Raw genomic sequence first — 21437 nt, 5'->3', positions numbered from 1 at the left:
AATTTAATTCTGCAATTCGTTGTAGTAAGCGGCAATTCTAAGCAAATCTCCCCGCTTATCATGCTCAAGGCGATTCTTTCTCATGAATAGGGAGATTTCATCATCATAGCCTGGAAGCATCGCAAAAAGATCCTTTTTCTTCATGCTATATTTTTCCAATCGGCCGTTTTTGAGAAAGTAATAATTAAAGGCTAATCTGTATCCGGAAAAATTTGGAGGACCCCAGAATGGATTCATACCCATCCCTCCCCAATTGTTCATCCCGCGGGTATCTGTAGCGATGTATTCTCTGCACAGCAAGGCGATATTGTCGCCTTGGGTCAAAACTTCAAAGAAAATGGGCGTTTCATAATTTCCATTCAAGGCATAAGGAAGGCTGTAAAACTTACGGATGCCTCCGTAGGTCTCATCGTAGATTTCAAACGTGGCTACATTGGAAGCCGTGTAGGTCGTGACGGTTTCGGATTGAAGCTGAACCAGGTTATTATCCATGTCATATTTGACCAATCCGCTCAAGGCTGTACCATCCACCATAAAAATATTACCCTTATGCCAAACCTGTGAAGGGAATTGATTTTGATTTTGAGCCATTACAGTCATCAAGCTCAAAAGGAAAAAGCTGAATAGAAGTGAGGCTTTTTTCATGGGAGTCATTGCTTGTAGTTCATATACGGTCTTAACGTCTCCAAGTTGGCTATTGCTACCTTTTGTCTTTCACGATTCGCCCTGATTTTCACTTGAGGATATTATGTCCCATCTTATCCCGCTTGGTTTTCAGGTATTTTTCGTTGTGTGGATTAGGCTGAATTTCAATAGGGACCTGATCCACTATTTCCAATCCATACCCCAATAAACCTACTCTTTTTTGAGGATTGTTTGAGATTAATTTGATTTTGGAAACTCCTAAATCGCGGAGGATCTGGGCCCCTACTCCATAATCTCTTCCATCCATGGGCAGTCCTAATGCGAGATTGGCCTGCACGGTATCCATCCCTTCTTCCTGAAGCTTATAGGCCTTTAATTTATTGATCAGCCCTATTCCTCTGCCTTCCTGATTCATGTAGAGCACTATTCCCTTGCCTTCCTTTTCGACCATTTCCATGGCAGCATGAAGCTGAGGTCCACAGTCGCATCTACAGGATCCAAATATATCTCCGGTGGCACAGGAGGAATGAACCCGCACCAAGACCGGCTCATCTTTTTCCCAAGTCCCTTTGATCAGGGCCATGTGGATTTCTTGGGTATTGGTCTGACGGAATGCGATCAGGTCAAAATTGCCCCAAGTCGTGGGCATTTCTACGCCGATTTCACGCTTGATCAGGGACTCATTTTTGAGTCTGAAAGCGATCAGATCTTTGATTGAAACAAGCTTGAGTTTGAATCGATCCCTTACTTTGAAGAGGTCGTCCAAACGGGCCATGGTCCCATCCTCATTCATGATCTCTACCAAAACACCGGCAGGCTGTAATCCGGCAAGTCTGGCAAAATCTATGGCAGCTTCGGTATGTCCTGCCCGGCGGATTACTCCTCCACGCTTGGCTTTGAGTGGGAAAATATGCCCGGGTTTTCCCAGTTCGCTCGGGTGAATCGAATCATCGATCAGAGCCTTGATGGTCTTGGCCCGGTCGGAAGCAGAAATCCCCGTGGTACAGCCATGCCCAATCAAATCAACCGAAACTGTGAAGGGAGTCTCAAACGCAGCGGTATTATTTCCGACCATCAGCTCCAGGCCCAATTGGTCGCATCGATCTTCAATCAGGGGTGCACAGATCAAGCCTCGACCATGGGTAGCCATGAAATTGATAATTTCCGGAGTCACCTTTTCCGCCGCACAGATGAAGTCACCTTCATTTTCTCGGTCCTCATCATCGACCACGATGATGACTTCCCCGTTTTTGATGGCTTCGATGGCGTCTTCTATGGGATCAAGCTGAAAGTTTTCCACTGGAATTATTTTTGAAAGGATAAAGGTGAATACAAAGGTAGCTTCTTTCCCTCTTAAAACAGGAGTGCACCAAAGAAAGTTTGGTTTTTATCCAATGACGATGCCCAGCTCTTTATCGATTTCGAGTTGTACTTTTTTCAGCTCAAAATAAACCTGCTGAAGTTCAAAGACTTTATCAGAATCCAATTTCTCGAGTTCGGCTGATTTAATTTTTTGCTTGGCCTCTTCCATCATTTTTTGAACCAATCTCCGCTTGAGCCTAAGGATGGATTTAAAGGCTGTCAGGGCCAGATCGTCTGACTCAGTATTGATAAAAATCTGATGCCGTTCCCCCCAATGTACAGAAATTTCATGTCTGGGAGTAATCATATCAATAACCACCTGCTTTACCTCTGCATCTCTTTGAGAGACAAAATATTCGTGAGTCGGAATTTCACCCTGATTCAGTCGAGCCCGATAGAGACCAAGAATTTTGGCATAGATAGGAGTCTGAAATTCGATGCCTTCAGTCTCTGACAACAGGTATTGACACAGGTGAAGGTCAGCTTGATCTAACTTCTGCCATCCGTAGTTGATCAGGAGCCTGATCGTCTCTTTTTCCTGCAACTTCAAGGTTTCGGCTGCAGAAATCTCCACCTGTGTGGGGATCAATTCTTCCAGTTGATCTTCCGCTTCTTTTTCCTCCTTCGCCTTTTGAAACTGATCCTTTTGGGTTTTAATCAAAGACTTGTTCAGTTCCGAGAGAAGGATGCCTTCCTCTATTTCAAGCAGGCTGGACGCCTCTTTGGTATACACAGACCTGATGATCGGGTCGGGAATTTTGCCTATACTCTGGACCACCTCACGGATGACCTCGGCCTTTCGGATCGGGTCTTTGGCAAATTCCTCCTTGTACAGCCCAATCTTAAATCCGATAAAATCCCTGCTGTTGGCTTGGAGGTAATCATGAAAAGCCTGGGAACCGACTTTTCTGGAAAAGCTATCCGGATCCTCCCCATCGGGAAAGACCACGGCCTTTACATTCAATCCACCTTCAAGCAGCAGATCAATTCCCCGCAAGGAAGCTTTGATCCCGGCATTGTCTCCATCATACAGTACCGTCACCTGATTGGTGAAACGCTTGATCAGTTTGATCTGCCCATCCGTAAGCGAGGTACCGGATGAGGCCACGACATTCTCAATTCCGGATAGATGCATCGAAATGACATCGGTGTATCCTTCTACCAAATAGCAATTGTCCTGATCCCGAATCGCCTTTTTGGCCTGAAACATCCCATAAAGCACATCACTTTTGTGATAAATGGGAGTTTCTGGTGAATTGATGTACTTAGGCTGGTTTTTATCCTTAGTCAGGATACGGGCTCCAAATCCAATCGGCTTGCCACTGATGTTGTGAATGGTAAAAGTGACCCGGTTTCTGAATCGATCATAAAGCCTTGTGGGATCACCTTCTTTTTGCAAAATCAATCCGGCTTTGAGCAATATTTCCTCCTGAAATCCAGCACTTTTTGCAGCCTTCATTAGATGATCCCATCCATCCAAAGCATAACCCAAATCAAACTTTTGGATGATCTGAGGTGTAAATCCCCTTTCTTTGAAATAACTCAACCCAATGGAGCGGCCTTCGGGGGTATCCAGGTTTTTGACAAAAAAATCCTTGGCAAAATTCAAGGCTATGAAAAGGCTTTCCCGCTCGCTTTGTTCCAGATTTTGTTCCGGTGTCTGGGTGGCTTCTTCTTCCACTTCAATCCCGTATTTTCCGGCCAAATGACGAATCGCTTCCTGAAAGCCCAGGCCTTCGATATCCATCACAAACTGAATGGGATCTCCGGCTTTGCCACAGCCAAAGCATTTGTAGATCTGCTTTGCAGGAGAAATGGAGAAAGAAGGGGTTTTTTCTCCATGAAAAGGACAACACGCCCACATGTTTTGCCCCTTTTTTTTCAGCTGAACATAATCGCCCACTACCTCCACGATGTCGGCTCGCTCTTTTACTTTATCGGTGGTCAGCTTACTAATACTCATATGGGAATGGGAAAGAAACAAAGTTAATGGCTCAGTCGGGAAAAGGAAGTGAAAGGTTTCCAGAACCATTTCCTCCCCTAGGAAGTTTCACAATTGTCTTCGCGGCCGTTTTTCAAAGCGGCATTCTTGACCTAACTTGCGAAAAATTCAAAATCCACATGCAATTGACTGCAGAATTAATAAAGAAGTCCCTTTCCAGAGTTCAAGACCCGGATATCAAACGAGATTTGGTGAGCCTGGGAATGATCCAGGATATCCACATCGAAGGAAAAAAAGCAAGCTTCAAAGTAGTCTTGACTACTCCGGCATGCCCACTCAAGGAAGTGATTAAAAACAATTGCATAGAGGCTTTGGAAGAAGATTTTGGGAATGATTGGGAATGGGAAATACACATGACGGCACAAGTCACTACCGTCAGAGATGCCGCTCCAATCCTACCGGATGTTAAAAATATTGTGGCCATTGCTTCCGGAAAAGGCGGGGTAGGCAAATCCACTACCTCAGTGAATTTGGCTGTGGCCTTGGCTCAACTGGGAGCAAAAGTAGGCCTGATTGACGCCGACATTTCGGGGCCATCGGTTCCGACCATGTTCAATGTAGAGGGGGAGCAACCTGCGGTGAAGAAAGTTGGGGAAAAGAATGTCATCATCCCGATTACCCAATATGGGGTGAAGATGATGTCTATCGGTTTTTTGACTCCCACCGACAGTGCCGTGGTATGGAGAGGCCCTATGGCCAGTTCGGCATTGAGGCAGTTTATTTCCGATGTGGAATGGGGCGAATTGGATTATTTATTGATCGATCTGCCTCCGGGTACCTCGGATATTCACCTCACGATGGTCCAAACCGTCCCGGTGACCGGAGCAGTGATTGTCACCACCCCTCAAAAAGTAGCCCTGGCGGATGCCAACAAAGGTTTGTCGATGTTTAGACAGCCCCAAATTAATGTACCCGTTTTAGGTGTTGTAGAAAATATGGCTTATTTTACTCCGGAAGAATTGCCTGAAAACAAATACTATTTATTCGGTAAAGAAGGCGGAAGAAAATTAGCTGAAAAGTATCAAGTTCCGTTTTTAGGGGAGATTCCGATTATTCAAAGTATCCGCGAAAGTGGTGACACTGGATATCCGGCAGTTCTCAAAAATGGATTGACCAAAGAGGCATACATGCAGTTGGCAGAGGAAGTGGCTCGGCAGATTGCTATCCGAAATGCCTCAGTAGAAAAAACAGAAATTGTAGAAATTAAAGCATAAAGAAGTAATGGAATCAGGATTAAGAGAAAAAATAGAGTTTGCCTTGGATACCATCAGGCCCTACCTGGAAGCCGATGGAGGCAACGTACGGATTGTTGAGCTTACTGATGACTATGTACTGAAGATCGAAATGATGGGCAATTGTGGTTCTTGCCCAATGTCTTCCATGACGCTCAAAGCAGGGGTCGAAGAAGCTATCAAAAGAGCCATACCTGAAATCACCCGGGTTGAGGCCGTGAATCTAACCATGGCCTGATCAAGTCAATTGAATGAAAAGACGCTCCTTGTTTTTTAGAATATTTCTCCTCCTTTTTGGAGGACTCTTTGTTTTGGGTTCCCCAAGTTTTGGACAACAAATCGTGCTTCAGGACTTGGGTTCCACCTTTGGGGCCGCACCCGGTCATGCCCATCATGAAAAATGCGCTCATACTTTTTTGGAAGCCCGCTTGGAAAAAGAACTGGGCGTTTTTGGCTCTAAGGAGTTTTTTGAAGACTGGATCACCAGAAAAATTGAGGCTAAAAAAAGTGTGCCTCAAATCGCAAGAACACTGGAAGGACCTCGGAAAATACCTGTCGTAGTACATGTCATCCACAATGGTACTTCGGTCGGGATGGGTGCCAATATTCCGGATTCTCAAATTTCTGAGCAAATCCGTATTCTCAACGAGGACTTTAGAAGATTGAATGCCGATGCCAACAGAACTCCAGCGGAGTTTTTGCCGGTAGCCGCTGACGCCAACATAGAATTTGTACTTGCCAAGCAAGACCCCAGCGGACTTCCCACCACGGGGATTGTTCGATTGCAGGGTACCAAAACCACCTATTCCCCAGATGATGCCACCTTGATTGGCCAATTATCCCAATGGAATCCGGAGGAATACATGAACATTTGGGTGGTACCTTTGGTATCTCCATTTATTGGCTATGCTTCTTTTCCGATATCTGATCTTCCCGGTCTCAACTTCTCCCCTTTTCCGGCGATTTCAGATGGGGTGACGATCGATTACCGCTTTTTTGGAATGGGAGGAAGTGCAACTTCCGCCTCAAGAGGAAGGACAGCCACGCACGAAGTAGGACATTATTTTGGCTTAAGACACATCTGGGGAGATGGGGGTTGCGGAGTCGATGACTTCGTCTTGGATACCCCTGAACAGGACAACTCCAACAATATTTGCAACGCCAATCCGAGCAGATTTTCCTGCGGATCCAATGACATGATCCAAAACTACATGGATTATACCCCCGATGCCTGCATGAATCTGTTCACGAGAGGTCAGGTAGAACGATTTGATGTGGTTTTGGCAAATAGTCCAAGAAGAGTAACCCTGGTCAACAACAGAGCCACCCAAGATCCGGTACTCGAAGATCGGGATCTCTCCATTACCCGAATTATTCAGCCTTCAGATGCCCTTTGCAACCCGGTAATTATCCCGGAGATTGAGGTACAAAATGCAGGAAATCAGTCCGTGACTTCTGCCCAAATCGAATTTACGATCAATGGACAATTGATCGAAAGCAGAAGATTTTCACTCAATCTACAAACGGGACAGACACAGGTTTTGGCGTTTAATGCTGTTTCAGTCACGGGAAATAGCAACCAGTTTAGGTTTTCGGTAATCCAAGTCAATGACAACACCGATCAAAAAGCCGATAACAATACCCGAATTTCCAATCCTGTCCAGCAGGGCCAAATCAACCTGCCGTATACCTTCAATTTGAGTACGTTTCCTTCTCAGTGGATCGTCAACAATCCCGATCAATCCTTTACTTGGGAAAGAACCAATATTACGGTGGATGGTGTCGCGCAACAGGCCGTCTTCATCCGCCACTATGAATATGATGCAGCGGGTCAATTGGATTATTTTATCTCTCCTCAAATAGATCTGAACTTATATCCCAATGCCCAACTGGTCTTCGAATTGGCTCATGCCCCCTACAATCAGAACGGGTTTCAAGATGAGGTCATTGTGGCTGTGGCACCGGATTGTAGCTCGGAGTTTGACCTGATCAACGCACCTTATCAAAAGAGCGGAACAAGACTTCAAACTTCCGAACCCACGCTGGATGAATTTATCCCTTCCAGTTCTTCCCAGTTTAGAACAGAACTGGTCAACCTTTCCAAGTTCAGGGATTTGGGCAAGATACGAGTGGCGATCATTTCCAAAAACTCCTACGGAAACAATGTGTACCTGAGGAATATTCGAATTCTTCCGCAAGAGGAATTCAAATATGAACTGAAAGTGGAAGGCGTAATTGCCCCGACAGCCATCAGTAATGGTACCCATGCACAGGAAATCATTAGAATTTCAAACTCCGGCAACCTTCCTGTCACCCGATTCTTATTTACTCGAAATACCAATAATGGGAATAACCAGGTTTTTGTAGGCTCAGGTTCTACGATCAGACCTGGAGAGACCGTTGATTTGACGATCAACAATTCCACTTCAGACGGTAAAAACCGATTAAGCTATGGGGTTTCTGAACCAAATTTTGATCAAAATTTCCAGGCCGCGCCCCTATTCAGGTGGTTTAATCTTGAAAATCCTACCCAGACGGAAGTTCCTTGGAGACAAAACTTCAATGCAAGTACCGATCTCAATCCTTGGCTAACCATCAATCCTGAAGCGGATCAAGGGGCTTGGCAAATTATCCCTGTCACTACCGGTTCAGGAAACAATAACGTGGCAAGGATGCAAGGAGGTGCTAATGGCAATTCTTATTGGTTGGGGACACCGTCTTTTGATCTGTCGGTGAGCCGACAGGCCAGCGTGTTTTTTGATGTGGCGGCAGGAGTAGTCAATCCAGCCACAACACTCTATCTGCTGGCCAGCGAAAATGGCGGAGAAGATTACTCGGTAGTTTGGTCTGCATCAGGAACAGATTTGTCCACAGTAAACGTAGGAGAAGCCAATCCAAATTCATTGGGTGATTATGAGCGAAAATATGCCAATCTCACCGAGTTTGCGGGTGAAGGTAAAAAACAAGTTCGTTTGGCCTTTGTGCTGGATTGGGTCGGTGAGCAAAATGCTCCCGTCTACCTGGACAACCTGGAGCTTTTCCTCAATGCCAATCCGGACCCGGTGATCCCTGCTGAGGGAAACTCAGTCCTGTACCCCAATCCTGCTGTCGAGTATTTCAGCCTGGCATTCAATCTTCCAAGAAGAGAGGCAGTCACCGTTCAGATTATTTCTTCCACAGGAGCCTTGGTTCAGGAGTTGAATTTCCCCAATACACTGAACCAGACCTATACCTTTACTCGGGAAATGTTCAGTCAGGGGCTTTACATTCTGAAAATTAACAGTCCTAGCCTTCAGGAAATAAAGAGGCTAGTCATTAATTAACCTTAAAAAATAGCCGGGGCCACAAGCTTCGGCTTATTTTTTGCCTGCTCATTTAGCTGTTTTTGCCAAATTTGTGCCTTGATAGATCAAAATTAGGGCTTATCTTAGTCTGAATCATTTCACTCGATGAATCAATTGAATTATAGTCTAAAGAACATATTGATCAACCTATTGATCATTATCGGTATTTCCATTTTCCTCGGATTTCTTTTTTTGAAGGTTTACCTTCCTTTATACACCAATCACGGTGAAACTGTATCCGTTCCTGATCTTTCAGGATATACGTTTGATGAAGCTGCCAGCGTGATCAAATCTTCAGGGCTCCAATATGAAGTTTCTATAGATTCTGCTTTCAGTGCCGAGCAACCAGCCTTGGCTGTTCTCAAACAAATCCCTTCCGCCAACTCTCAGGTGAAAAGTGGCAGAAAAATCTACCTGACGCTGAACGCACGGAATGCTCCCATCATTAAAATGCCAAATCTGGTCAATATGCCTTTGAAGAATGTACAGGAAATATTGGCCAACTTGGGTCTGGAAAGAGGAGACATTATCTACATCCCAGACATTGGGATCAACGTGGTATTGGAGCAGCGATACCGAGGCGTGACGATCAAAGAGGGATTTGAAGTTGCAAAAGGCTCCAAAATCGACTTGGTAGTTGGTGATGGGATGGGCAATCAGCTGCTTCAAGTGCCTAATTTGATTGGGATGGAAGAAGAAGATGCTGAATTCTTGATTCTTGGCTCAGGGCTCAGAGTTGGCAGAAAAACGCTGAACGCCACCGATTCTGTAGCTCCCGGAAAAGTCTACCTTCAGGCTCCAGCTTTTGGAACAGAAGTACGAACCGGAGAAATAATCGACCTTTGGATATCTAAATATTAACACCTTGAGGGTATTTTTTCCATTCAAAACGATTCTGCTTTTCACTTTGCTTTTGCAAAGCCACCTGGGATTTGCCCAGTTTGTGGAATTCGGCCAAGTACATAGAATTCGATTTTCAGGAAATGAATATTCAGAAGTAAACTCTCGGACCCAACTCACCAACTCCCTCCCCTTTTGGGAAGATTTTTCCAAAGGAATCGATACGCTCAAATGGAGGGTGCAAGGTGTTTCCTTTACCGAAACCATCGGAATCAACGCTCCTTCGGTGGGTATGGCCTTGTTCAATGGGGTCAATGAAAATGGAGTCCCCTATTCCCTCCAAGTAAGGGACCAGGGGGAAAGTGACTACCTCACCAGCCGACCCTTTGACTTGAGCACGATTGCCTCCAATCAGCGAAACACCCTCTACTTGAGCTTTTTCTGGCAGTCAGGTGGATTGGCAGAAGCCCCTGATGAAAATGACCGCCTAAGCCTTCAAATCCTGGATGCTACCGGAGCTTGGCAGACGGTTTGGCAGCAACAAGGGGGAGCGGAATTGGACAGAACCCGCTTTTTCCAGGAAATCATCCAGATCCGGCCCGAATGGCAGCATGAGGCATTCCAGTTTAGATTCTACTCCAGTGGAAGACAAAGCGGTCCTTTTGATTCCTGGCTACTGGATTACATCTATATGAATACCGGAAGATCAGCTTCCAACCTGACCTATCCAGACCGAGCTTTGACGCAATCCAACCAAGTCAGGCTGGATGGATACGGCGCATATCCTTGGGAATTGGTGGAGAAAAACCAAACCAATCAATGGTCGCAAGTTGGAAATGAGTTTTTGAATCTTGAAAATCGATTCCGAGCGATGGAATACTCCATCACTGCCTCGGATTCTACCGGTAGATCCATCCTATCCATCAATTCCAATACGCCATTCAACCCTGTACCCAATACACTGGAGCGAAGGTCCTTTTTGAGCAGAACCTTTGAGGACATTCCATTGATCGATCAACCGGGAGACCTGATTTTTAAAACTTACCTCACGTCGGGAGATGGGCTCTTGTTTGAGGTAAATCAGGGCGATACGCTTCGTTTTCCGAGTGTAGACTACCGCCTGAATGACACCGTACGGAGTACTTTTCCGCTTCGGGATTTCTTTGCTTATGACCATGGCTCGGCCGATTATTCCGCGGGGATCAATCAAAGATCAGGACAGCTTGCGGTATTATACCAAACGCCTGAACCTGTTTTCCTGGAAGGCATATCGATCAATTTCACCAATCCCAGCCAAGCTAATCAAGCGATAGACCTGGTGGTATGGGATGATCTGAGCCAAAAGCCGATTTTTTCGAAGGAATTTGTCATTCCTGTATTGGCTCCCGGAGAAGAATTGGCATTTTTCCCCATAGAAGAGTCCATTCAGGTAGACGGGGATTTTTATGTGGGTTTTACCCAGTTTACCAACAATTTCATCTATGTAGGCTTGGATAAGCTCAATGACCAAGGAGATAAAATCTATTACAATGTAGGTGGGGGCTGGGCCAAAAATGAATCCGTCAAAGGCTCTTTGATGATCCGTCCTCATGTAAGCAAATCAAGAACTGATGGTGGAAGCAACCTGCCTGAGGTGGGATACCGAATTTATCCCAACCCGGTGGTTGACGACCTGTTTGTAGAAGGTCAATTCAGTGAAGTCAGAATCATTGATTCCTTTGGCCGAGAGATTTTCTTACCAAGGGAATCTACCGAACAGGGAGAAATGCTTAATTTTAGAGGTCAAAGGCCGGGAATTTATGTACTCAATTTAGACACCCCTGCTGGCCCAAAATCATTTCGAATCCTAGTAAAAAAATAACATGGAAGATATCACCGTAAAAGAGCTAAAGGAACGATTGGAGAAAGGAGAAAAATTCCACTTTCTGGACGTTCGGGAAGAGTGGGAATATGAAGAAGACAACTTGGGAGCAACCAATATCCCATTGGGAGAACTTCCTCATCGACTTTCCGAACTGGAACCGTTCAAAGACGAAGAAATCGTGGTCCATTGTCGGTCAGGTGCCAGAAGCGGAAACGCCAAAAAATTCATGGAGACCAAAGGATATTCCAATGTCAGAAATGTACTGGGTGGGATATTAGCCTACCGAGAACTTTAATCCTCTCAAGCCGGACTCAGAAAAGTCCGGTTTTTTATTTAAAAACAAAGGGCTGAGGTGAAAAGCACAGGATAAAGATCAGGATGGCGATCCAGCCCAAAGCTTTCCGCTTCCAATCCATGGGCTTGGTACCGGTGACTTCCGGGTGCTTTAGCCCCATCACTCTTCCTAACAAAAACCCAAAAAACAACCAACCTTGGTACCCTTCCCAATCCGGCCGAAAAAATACAAAGGCATATTGACCGGCTGCCAGGGACAAGGCCAGAGCGAGTTTTGTAGGATTGCTGAGATCAGATTTGGTGTAGCAGATGTATAAAAAACCCACATACAAGGGGATTCGAATCATCAGCTCACCCAGTGGTTGGGACGGACTGATGATTCCAAGACCTGCATAGGCCAAAAAAAGCGTAAATGCTACCAGTGAAATCAAAGCGTTCTTTTTGGGGAAAAGTCCAAAAATCACATGTCCTCCATCCAGCTGTCCAATAGGCAGCAGGTTAAGCGCAGTAAAAAACAACGCTAGGTACCCTGCAAAAAGAAAAGGATAATGAATTACCTCAGACATCTCAGGTAGACGCTCCGGATCAGCCAGCAATTCTCCCATTCCCCAAAACAGCAGATTTTTCCCCAATTCAAAATCCAACACATCTTCTCCATACCCTTCAAAGTTGGGGTCGGCATATTCCGGATGGACTTGGTAGATATAGTCAGCCTCAGGCAAATGAGTAAATCCATAAATCAAAACTCCCAATGCCACCACAAATCCAGCCAGGGGACCCGCTATGCCAATATCGAAAAATTTCTTGCGGCTGTTGACCAGACCTCTCATCTGAATGATCGCGCCGAATGTACCGATCGAGGGAGCCCCGATAAAGCCTAACCAGGCAGGGATAAAAAACGGAAGTGTGCAGCGCACTTTGTGGTAGAGAGACGTGAAGAAATGCCCCAACTCATGTACCAAAAGAATTCCGATAAAGGGAATTGAAAATGCCATGGATTTGAAAAAATACTCCCATGTCAGTGCCGAATCCCCGGAGGTCATAATGGATTTTCCGTAGACCCACTCCCCTCCTGCCAACGTGGTAGTCAAAAGGGTCAGAATAAAAAGAGAGAAATGAACGAGGTATTGCTTGGGTTTAAACATCCTTAAAAAAATCAAGTAAAACCTCCGGCCCCGTGACTTGGATAGCATGAATTCCAATTTTCCTTGCTCCTTCTACATTGGCCAGCAAATCATCGAAAAACAACACCCGATCGGGTGAAGTCCCCAACTCCACCACCAACTTCTCATAAATCTCTACCGAGGGCTTGGCCAGGCCCATTTCATGACTGTAGAAAACCCAATCAAACAACGAATCAAAATTATCCAGCTGATGCTCCCTGTTCAAAAGCTCATAGACCCCCTGAATGTGAATCTCGTTGGTATTGCTCAATACGCCCAACTGGTACTTTTCTTTTAATTTTTTTACCAAATCGATCCGATAGGAAGGAATATTTCCCAGCAGACTATTCCAAATTTCGTCTACTTCTCCATCAGACCACTCCTGATCGAAATAGGCCCGAACCTCATTTCTGAAGGACGGGGAATCGATCAATCCCTTCTCGTAAGCTTTGTGGAAATCAGTCAGATAAAAGAAATCGACTTTTTCATGAAGCGCCGTCGGAATCTTGGATTTGATCAGTCGGAAGGTTCTTTCATAGTCAATGTCGATGATCACATTGCCCAAGTCAAAGATCAAAAAGTCAACATCCGGAGTATTTTTCATTCGAAATACAAGTTGTGTAATTGGACTCAAATATGTAACATTGCACACCCAAAACCAAGGTCACCACGTAATTGAGGCGGATTTTGGTGGCGATCCCCGGGCCTATAGCTCAGCCGGTTAGAGCATCTGACTCATAATCAGGGGGTCCCTGGTTCGAGCCCAGGTGGGCCCACTCAAAGGTTGGACGTTTGTCCAGCCTTTTTTTATTTACATCCCATTGATGTGAAATATGACCATTACTATCCTTGGGAGATTTTCTCAATTAAAATCCTAGATTCTAAACTTAAATCCTCCATTGATCACAAACCCATCCACCGGAGCATAGATATCTCGAAAAGTGGGGTTAGAAAGACTTCCCGTAAAAATCGTATCGAAGGCTGTCTGCCTGGTATCCAACATATTTTCAAAATTCAGGAAAAATGAAAAATGTTCTCCAACATATTTTTCTCCCATCAATCCCATGATCCAATATGCCTGGCCTACTTTTCCATCATTGAGTTGCTGAGGACTAAAATAATAACCCTCCAATCCAATTCGGAAATTTTCATGCTTTTCGTACATCAAAACATTATTCAATCGGTGCTTGGCAACCAATGGAAAAGCACTGACCGCCCCTTCAATTTTTTGAGTAACATCGGCAAAAGTATAGCCCATAAACATCTTTAAATCCCTGAACTGCCATTTCAAATTCATTTCCACTCCTTGAGTTTTAAAATTCCCTTCAGGCTGTTCATAGACATAAAATTCTTCCTGTTTGCTTAGAATCAAAGGATGGTTGATTTGGGTATAAAACAATAGCAGATTTGTCGATAAAGTCAGTTCTTCACCAAGAGCCCAACGCTGATTTACATCGAAATTTACGCCCGCAGATCGCTCCGCTTCCATCTTTAATGGATCAATGGGTTTCACATTCCGGAAGGTAATCCGCTCAGTTTCCTCCGTAAATACGGTCGGTGACTTATATCCCAATCCACCTCCGAGTCGGAACGTCAGCAAATCAGCGGGTTCAAACATCAATGATACCTTTGGCAGGGCAAAAATCCCATACTCTTTCTGACTATCCACTCTCAATCCTGACTCCAGAGTCCAATCCTCTGAGATTTTCCAGAGATTTTGTAAAAATGCTCCTATTGTATTGAGCTGATAATCCAAAACTTCACCTGACTGCCCTGTATTTTGGGTAAAATTTTCAGTCCAAAGATTCAATCCTCCGATCCACTCTGTCTTCTCTTTTAAACGACTGACATGAATCTCCGAAAAACTGGAAATTTGCCTTCCTCCAAAGCGGAAATCAGGAATCCTAATCTGTCTGTCAAATAGATTCAGGCTGTTTTTGATTTGAAACGTCAGCCCATTCCCGATTTTTTGATCAAAAATGAATTGGGTAGAAAATCGATCGGTCTGATTTTCTTCAAAATACGGATCGATTACAGGTTCACCCCGGATGAAATCAAGATTACCCCCAATCCGATCTTCTGTAGTCCAATTGATTCCAAACATCAACTCGCTATTCGCTGTAGGATTCCAAAAAAGCTTGGGATTGACCGTGACCCGGTCAAATTCTGGAATCGCTGTCAAGCCAATAGCTGCCGGATCATAGGGTGTTCCTTTATTGAATGAAGCAAAAACGGTCGTTCCCAATTTTCCGAATTTTTGAGAGTAAAAGGAACTCAAATCCAAACCCAATGCTGATGTTCCATTGACCAAAAGATCCAAGCCTCCTTCTTCCTCCGGCCGCTTTGAAATCAGATTTATCAATCCCGCTATGGCCCCCCCACCATAGAGGGTTGAGGAGGAACCCTTGATCACTTCCACTTGGGCCAAATCCAAGGGTGGAATCTGCATCAGGCTGAGCCCGCCTGAGTAACCTGAATAAAGCGGCATCCCGTCCCTGAGCAGTTGGGTATATTTCCCATCCAAACCCTGAATTCGAATGCTGGAGTTGTAGCTGGTAGCGGAAGTCTGTTGGGTTTGAATTCCCGTGCTTTCATTGAGAAGCATTCTGATGTCCCCGGGTTTCATGTTTCCTTTTTCGCCCAATTCCTCACCGGCAATGACTTCAACACGGGTAGGGATGTCTTCAATCACCCGACTCGAACGCGTTGAAGTAATCAGCACCGCTTCAAGCTCCTCATGATCATGGTGTAAAAAAAGCTTTTCATAGAGATTATCCAGGGGGAAAGTTCGCTTGATTCGCTGCTCCTCATAGCCCATAAATCGAATCAAAAAGGTAAAAGTCCCTGCTGCCAAATCTTCAAAAATTACCTCCCCCACTTCATTGCTGACTTTCCCCAATCGAAGCTCAAGCAACTGTACCGTTGCACCAACGACTGGCTCTTGAGATTCTTCATCCAATAACACGAGGGTGTACGTGGATTGTGAATATCCTACTGAAACCAAGAAGAAGAAGAAGGAAAGAAACAGAAGTCTATGCATGGGTTGGAATAGATTCCGTGAATTTGAAGGATTATAACCTCCTGACCAAATTAGTTTGGAGAATTACCACCTGAAATGCCCGTGAGAAAAAGCTACCCACACAACTTATCCGGAACCGGTATTGGGAAGTGGAGATCGTACAGGGCATTCTCCCGATGAAAGATTGGGACAGGCTTCCAGCCTGCGGTTGGCAGGTCTGACCATTAAAAATCAAATTATAAACAGATGAATCCGTCCAACTCTTCGCTTCGTCAAAACCAAAACCGAAATAGATCCATCATCTCGAAGCATTGGGTATGTGATAGCGAATCCAATGAAAAAAACTCACCCCAACTCTAACACTACCCGATACGCCTGCAATTTTCCACTGTTAAATCCTTCGGCACTTCCCCATAGATACAATTGAAAAGTTCGATGAAGTGACCTCCCCCATTTCTGCTCGATTTTTTCCAGATTCCTGTCCAAGCGCTTGGCCCACTCCCGACAGGTAAGGAAATAATTATGACGGTCATCCCATACTCCTTTCAGCAAAAAAGGAGTTTTGGCCACCTCGGCGAGGTATTCATGCAAAACCATCAGATGCCCATTCCCCTCAAAAACGTACTTGTTCATAAATGTCCCATGGGAATGGCGGGTCCGGTCTGCACTGGCGTCCAGATATAGAACTCCTCCTTTTTTCAGTAATCTTTGGTAATGGTTAAGTGAGCCGGCATAATCCGGCAAATGCTCTGTGACCCCACAATTGACGATGGCATCGTAGCGAAAACCGGGCTGATGCTGAAAAAAATGCTCCAACAATACCTGACAAGGCAGATGTTGTGAGTCAATGATTTCCTGCACAAACTTTCGGGAGGCTTCCGAAATCGTCAGAGAAGTGACCCGAATCCCTCGCTGTCCGGCAAACTCTACAAAGGAACCCCAGCCTGACCCAATCTCCAGAATATGATCTCCCGGCTTGGCCTTGACCGAGTCCAAGACAAACTCAAACTTTCGGGTTTCTGCATCTTCCAAATCCTCCTCATCTGAGGCAAACACCGCTTGAGAATAAGCTCTATGCCTGGAATCCAAAAAGAGTTGGAAAAACTCGGCATCTAGATCATAGTGCTGGGCAATCCACTTTTTATCACTTTTTACCTGACCAAAAAGAATCGGCTGGATAAATCTCCAGGCAAAATTGATCCACTTATTGTCCGTAAACAGGTCCCTGAGCGAAAGGACATCCATAATCGCTCCCTCTAACGTCACATCTCCCTCGAGGTAGGCTTTGGCGATTTTCTCCTGATCCAGCGTACTCAATGCCACGACTGCCTGATCATTGGTGAGATGAATGGAAAATCGGGGTGCTCCCATTCCAAAAGTACGCTCCATTCCCTGAGAGTTTTTCAGTGAAAAAGGAAGCTTTCGTGAAGAATCCGGGATCTGATTCCATTTTGCCCCCAAGAGGTCTGCCAATCGATCAAACTTGTTTTTCATAGGCTTGGAAAAATTCAAAGGATTTAAAAATACGACTGAGAAAAAACCACTGATTCCCAGCGAAATAATTTATGGATTTTTTGAATGTCCTCAAAAAATCAGGACTACCCACAGCCAAAAACTTTGCTTCGACATCCTGGACCTTACCCTACAGCCGTTTAACAGGATAGGCGAAGTAAAATAGCAAAATGGATCTTTCGGGGTTTTGGCCCTATTTCTTTGATCGATGGGAAGAAACAGAAGCTAAGCTGACAAGAAATAAATCCCCGCTTCGAATGCAATTTTCAGCTAACCCCACTTCACTTTCAAGTGCTGAAATGCCCATGAAAATGGCTTCTCACACAACTTGCCCCGTCAGCCTCAGCGGATCAGGAGGGAATTGATTATCCAGGGCGTTCTCCCGATGAAAGATCGGGACAGGCTATGTGGCAAATGAAAATCAAATTATAAACAGATGAAATGCCCATGAGTAAATGCTTCTCACACAGGGGAATGATTATCCGGGGCATTCCATCTGGCCATTAAAAATCAAATTATAAACAGATGAAAATTTTAAACCGCTTTCCGGAGATTAAAAAAAGAAGAGCGGAATTCCGACCGGTATCATCGAGGACTCCGCTCTTCTACCCCCATATCGCTACTCAGTTAACACATGTTTTCTGATGGGAACCCTAGTTATCAACTAAGAACATCAAAAATAAAACGAGGTACTGACTATCCCGTACCAATCCTCCCGTACCAACTGGTTGAGGCTGTTTCTGAAGACCTCATCTTTATTGACGCCATATTTCCCTTCTATCCTGAAAGTGACCAGAGAGGAGGGCAAATATTCCCAAGTCAGGGTGACGGCGTTGGATTGCCAGCCGTTTGGAGTACCTGTACGCAATTCCGGTATCAGGCTTTTGGGGTCATAGATATATTCATACCTTCCCGCCACCCCAAAGTGCTCGTGGATCTTGTACCGGGCAGAAAATGCCGGAGCTACAATATGGTTCCAACCGGGATTGTCAGAATCGGCCTTTTTTTCAACCATTACATCCAAGACCGGTAAAATCAGTAATTTTTCGCTGATCCAAACTCTGAAATAAATGTTCTGGTAATGTCTAAAAAGCGGTTTTGGAGCCGAAATGGGTTGCTCATCGGCAAACATCAGATTCCAATTGCCGGTAATTTTTCCCGGCTTATTCAAACTCCAGCTCAGCGCAAATGCCTTTGTGGTATTGGTTTCCCGGATTACTTGCCAACCATTGAGAACCATGGCTGAGAAGGTATTGTATTCGTTGGGCTTATAATGCAGCCGCACACCAGCCTCATAGTCAGGAGTAAAATCAGCGATATAGGCTCTGGTGGCATGTAGATTCTCCTTATTCAATACAATTTCCGCCCCAAAGTAGGAGGGAAAAATCCCAATTTCCATCGCCCATTTTGGATTGAGGTGGTAGTATAGTGCCAGTTCCCGGATGATTTTAGTCGAAGGTGTCTCTTCCACATAAAGTGCATCCACAATGTGTCCCGTATGGAGGGCCAACCTAAATCTGAGTTTATTTTCAATCTCATATTGAGCCTGAACAAAGGCATAGGACAGAGAAAATTGATTGGCATAAAGAGGATAACTGGTGTAGTCTCTCCTGCCAAAAGCCGTGACGGTATCTCCCAAGGCCGGATCATAATAGGTATGGGTTCGCTGCGGGCCTACCACATACCCAAAATCCCCATAAAGGTTGAATGTAAAGTTTCCGCTACCTACCGGTAAATCCAGCAGATCTTTGATCGCTTTATTGGATTGATGGGTACTGTCGGAAAGAGAATAAGGTCTTGCTGTGGCGGTAGGATTGAGCATAAATAGGCCAATCACCACTGCCAAGAGGTGTGTTTTCATAAAGATTAAGAAGAAAATTAAACAGGGTTTAACTAGACGCTGTAAGCAGAGCCTAGGAAAGAAGTGGTTGAAAAATTCCTACTGAATCAGTACCCCGTGTTTGAGAAATAGTTTGTTGAAAGCAAAAACCCGAAGCAGCCGGACCCAGTGGTGGTGGTGTACGCGACTGGTCGCAAAAGCCGATTGGAGTTGTTGAACAAGAGCAAAAGAACTTGTCCCCTGAAGGGAATGTCCTTTTTCACCACTCGAAGCAAAAAACTGAAACCCCATCAAGGGTTGGGAAAGCAAAAGATCTCCGGAGTGGAAAACTCCAGACTCAAACTGGATTCTTTCCGTTTGGTCCGATTCCAATACTTTCACCGGCTGCTCCCGTAATCCGAGCAACCCTAGCATACTGAAAAAGACAAGTCCTGAAAGAAGGATCAGGTTTCTCTTGCTCACAATGAGGCGATTTTGAAGCACAAAGCTATCTAAAAAGTAAATACACCAAACAATGCATGGGAAATATTGCTGGAGGAGAAGCATATCCAGAAACCAGGGTTTGGTAATCCCCTGATGTTGTTTGGAGGATTTTTTAATCCTTGATACAAGAAACTACCAGAGGTAATAATCATTGCTGTACGCTGTAGTGAAATAAACCGGAGGCCAAACCTCAGGTCCAATCGATAGAGGCCTTGGAAAAAACAATGGAAACACAACAAAACACCATCATATCCCAACAGGAAACCATCGCGGCCTTGAACATGCTACTCGATCGGAAATAGGCATTTGGTGAATAAAAATCACCAGTAGCCCCAGTTCAAAAAGTATTCGCTAATGGAAGAAAATGTGTCTCGTCCCTATGGGACTGTTAAGGAATAATTCATGAGAATATTTTTGCCAAAAAATGCCATAGGCATGACCGATTATGTTGCCAGCCAAGGTTGGTGGGCGAAGTCGAACCATTGGCTGGAATGAGAAATTGGATCTGGTTTGAAAAATACCGTAGGCATGGACGATAGGATTAACAGAAAGAAATGGAATTAGAAATTCCAGAAAAAATAAAAGCAAGACAACGTGTTAAGATATGATCCAGTTGTATCATATTAGCATTGGATCGGATAGAAGGACAAGTAATCTACTATAAATCAAAACTTTTACGATAAAGTGTTTAAGACCTATAGTCAATTTTTGAAATATCTATACGTCTTATTTATTTAACCTTCAGCGAAATTTCATCAAAATATATCGTTCCGGTAGTCAATGATGGATAAAATAAGTTTACGATAATAAAATCTGCATCAGCAGGGAAATCATCTAAAGTGGCTCTTACAAGCGTCCAATCGAAATCACCCTGTAAATTCAAAGTCACGCCGGCAGAGCCATTTCGATCACTTGCTGGATATGCCCGAAAAGCGACTCCTACTCTACCCTCTGTCCTATTCTTGACATTGACACCCTTAATGAATGCTGTCAGCTCTACACTACTTCCAGGGCTAGGCATGGGTCCAGAATAAGTTTGTGTCCAAGTTCCAGAGGGAGCGATCAAACTATCCAGATTTTCGATGAACAAGGATCTATTTCCTGTCATAAACACCTCTTTGCTCACACCTATTTTGATATCCCCCAATTGGGAGTTTGTCCAAGGAAAGACTGAATCAGGATAGAAAGATAAATTGGAATTCGTCAATAGTTCTGTCCCTGAGGGAAGGATGTCATCACCCGAACATGCTACCAGCAGTAAAAATAGGATCGATTTTAAAGTAACTTTTTTTAGCATAATGGACAGTCAGTTTCACCAATGGTAATTCCTAAAATGACAAATCTTGTTTATAAAATTAATTAATTGGGAGTAAAAATACCTAAGGCATTGACGATAAGATTTACAGAGAGAAATGGAATTACAAATTCCGAAGCATATGAAATCGTAGATGCAATCTACGCTTAGTCAAGCATTCTACTCCCTGTCGGAGTTACAAACTCCGCCTAGTCAAACGAACATTCTACACTCAGAAGGGAATTCAAACCGATGACCACGTAGTGGTCGAACTTTTGAATAACTTGTCCGCCGTGGCGGAACCCTAGGTGAAACCTAGGGAAAAAAGAACATTGTTTTTTGGTTTTGGAAACCCCGAAAGGGGTTGAACTCGAAAGATGCAGTCTGGGAAAACAGAGTTCGACCCCGTTGGGGTCGGGAAAACCATTACCAATTGATCCATGAATTCCACGGGTTGGGGTTCGACTTCGCTCACCCACCAACCCGCGGCTATTCAAAAGTTTGACCCCTACCGGGGTCATAATTGAAAAATTATCGCAATCA

General features: G+C 44.6%; 16 protein-coding genes and 1 tRNA gene. 7 read left to right on the top strand and 10 right to left on the bottom strand.

The window, feature by feature from the left end; translation table 11 throughout:
• Positions 1 to 3: 3 nt before the first annotated feature.
• From CLV31_RS14260 to dnaG, 3 genes are all read right to left on the bottom strand, one after another.
• The gene (locus CLV31_RS14260; protein ID WP_181452639.1) at positions 4 to 645 is read right to left on the bottom strand and encodes a hypothetical protein; all 642 of its coding nucleotides are present in this window, start codon (positions 643 to 645) and stop codon (positions 4 to 6) included.
• Between the two features lie 88 nt (positions 646 to 733).
• The gene (locus CLV31_RS14255) at positions 734 to 1951 is read right to left on the bottom strand and encodes a bifunctional 3,4-dihydroxy-2-butanone-4-phosphate synthase/GTP cyclohydrolase II (protein WP_111393571.1); all 1218 of its coding nucleotides are present in this window, start codon (positions 1949 to 1951) and stop codon (positions 734 to 736) included.
• 81 nt (positions 1952 to 2032) lie between these two features.
• Complete coding sequence (gene dnaG / locus CLV31_RS14250; RefSeq protein ID WP_111393570.1) at positions 2033 to 3970, bottom strand: DNA primase; 1938 nt, start codon at positions 3968 to 3970, stop codon at positions 2033 to 2035.
• A gap of 158 nt (positions 3971 to 4128) precedes the next feature.
• Here dnaG and CLV31_RS14245 point away from each other — a divergent pair, with 158 nt between their 5' ends.
• The 6 genes from CLV31_RS14245 (at position 4129) to CLV31_RS14220 (ending at position 11584) form a co-directional block, all read left to right on the top strand.
• On the top strand, positions 4129 to 5223 hold the full coding sequence (locus CLV31_RS14245; protein ID WP_111393623.1) for an Mrp/NBP35 family ATP-binding protein: 1095 nt from the start codon (positions 4129 to 4131) through the stop codon (positions 5221 to 5223).
• A gap of 7 nt (positions 5224 to 5230) precedes the next feature.
• A complete protein-coding gene (locus CLV31_RS14240) occupies positions 5231 to 5479 on the top strand; it encodes a NifU family protein (RefSeq protein ID WP_111393569.1) in 249 nt (82 codons plus the stop codon).
• Between the two features lie 13 nt (positions 5480 to 5492).
• Positions 5493 to 8564 carry a M43 family zinc metalloprotease gene (locus CLV31_RS14235; protein WP_111393568.1) on the top strand — a complete coding sequence of 1024 codons (3072 nt, stop codon included), beginning with the start codon at positions 5493 to 5495 and terminating at the stop codon, positions 8562 to 8564.
• 126 nt (positions 8565 to 8690) lie between these two features.
• Positions 8691 to 9446 carry a PASTA domain-containing protein gene (locus CLV31_RS14230; protein ID WP_111393567.1) on the top strand — a complete coding sequence of 252 codons (756 nt, stop codon included), beginning with the start codon at positions 8691 to 8693 and terminating at the stop codon, positions 9444 to 9446.
• A gap of 4 nt (positions 9447 to 9450) precedes the next feature.
• Complete coding sequence (locus tag CLV31_RS14225) at positions 9451 to 11286, top strand: T9SS type A sorting domain-containing protein (protein ID WP_111393566.1); 1836 nt, start codon at positions 9451 to 9453, stop codon at positions 11284 to 11286.
• 1 nt (position 11287) lies between these two features.
• Entirely contained in the window at positions 11288 to 11584 is a 297-nt protein-coding gene (locus tag CLV31_RS14220) for a rhodanese-like domain-containing protein (RefSeq protein ID WP_111393565.1), read from the top strand.
• Positions 11585 to 11618: 34 nt separating this feature from the next.
• Here CLV31_RS14220 and CLV31_RS14215 read toward each other — a convergent pair whose 3' ends face one another.
• Positions 11619 to 12728, bottom strand: coding sequence for a site-2 protease family protein (locus CLV31_RS14215; RefSeq protein ID WP_111393564.1), 1110 nt, complete (start codon positions 12726 to 12728; stop codon positions 11619 to 11621).
• On the bottom strand, positions 12721 to 13350 hold the full coding sequence (locus CLV31_RS14210) for an HAD family hydrolase (RefSeq protein ID WP_111393563.1): 630 nt from the start codon (positions 13348 to 13350) through the stop codon (positions 12721 to 12723). Before CLV31_RS14210 ends, CLV31_RS14215 begins: the two co-directional genes overlap by 8 nt.
• A 98-nt stretch (positions 13351 to 13448) precedes the next feature.
• Between CLV31_RS14210 and CLV31_RS14205 the strand changes: the two genes are divergently transcribed.
• Positions 13449 to 13522, top strand: a tRNA-Ile gene (locus CLV31_RS14205).
• Between the two features lie 98 nt (positions 13523 to 13620).
• On the opposite strand, the gene CLV31_RS14200 is transcribed toward CLV31_RS14205, so the two are convergent.
• The 5 genes from CLV31_RS14200 to CLV31_RS14175 all read right to left on the bottom strand — a co-directional run bounded on the left by CLV31_RS14200 (position 13621) and on the right by CLV31_RS14175 (position 20897).
• Complete coding sequence (locus tag CLV31_RS14200) at positions 13621 to 15786, bottom strand: TonB-dependent receptor (RefSeq protein WP_111393562.1); 2166 nt, start codon at positions 15784 to 15786, stop codon at positions 13621 to 13623.
• A 324-nt stretch (positions 15787 to 16110) separates the two neighbouring features.
• Positions 16111 to 17259, bottom strand: a complete 1149-nt coding sequence (locus CLV31_RS14195) for an SAM-dependent methyltransferase (RefSeq protein WP_111393561.1) — start codon at positions 17257 to 17259, stop codon at positions 16111 to 16113.
• Positions 17260 to 17950: 691 nt separating this feature from the next.
• Entirely contained in the window at positions 17951 to 19138 is a 1188-nt protein-coding gene (locus CLV31_RS14185) for a porin (RefSeq protein WP_111393559.1), read from the bottom strand.
• Positions 19139 to 19216: 78 nt separating this feature from the next.
• Positions 19217 to 19579, bottom strand: a complete 363-nt coding sequence (locus tag CLV31_RS14180; protein WP_146250903.1) for a hypothetical protein — start codon at positions 19577 to 19579, stop codon at positions 19217 to 19219.
• A gap of 751 nt (positions 19580 to 20330) precedes the next feature.
• A complete protein-coding gene (locus CLV31_RS14175; protein WP_111393557.1) occupies positions 20331 to 20897 on the bottom strand; it encodes a hypothetical protein in 567 nt (188 codons plus the stop codon).
• Positions 20898 to 21437 lie beyond the last annotated feature (540 nt).

The organism is Algoriphagus aquaeductus (assembly GCF_003253485.1).
Taxonomy (GTDB): Bacteria; Bacteroidota; Bacteroidia; order Cytophagales; family Cyclobacteriaceae; genus Algoriphagus; species Algoriphagus aquaeductus.
Note: the sequence above shows the minus strand (reverse complement) of the source record. Positions and strands in the feature narration are given on the sequence as shown.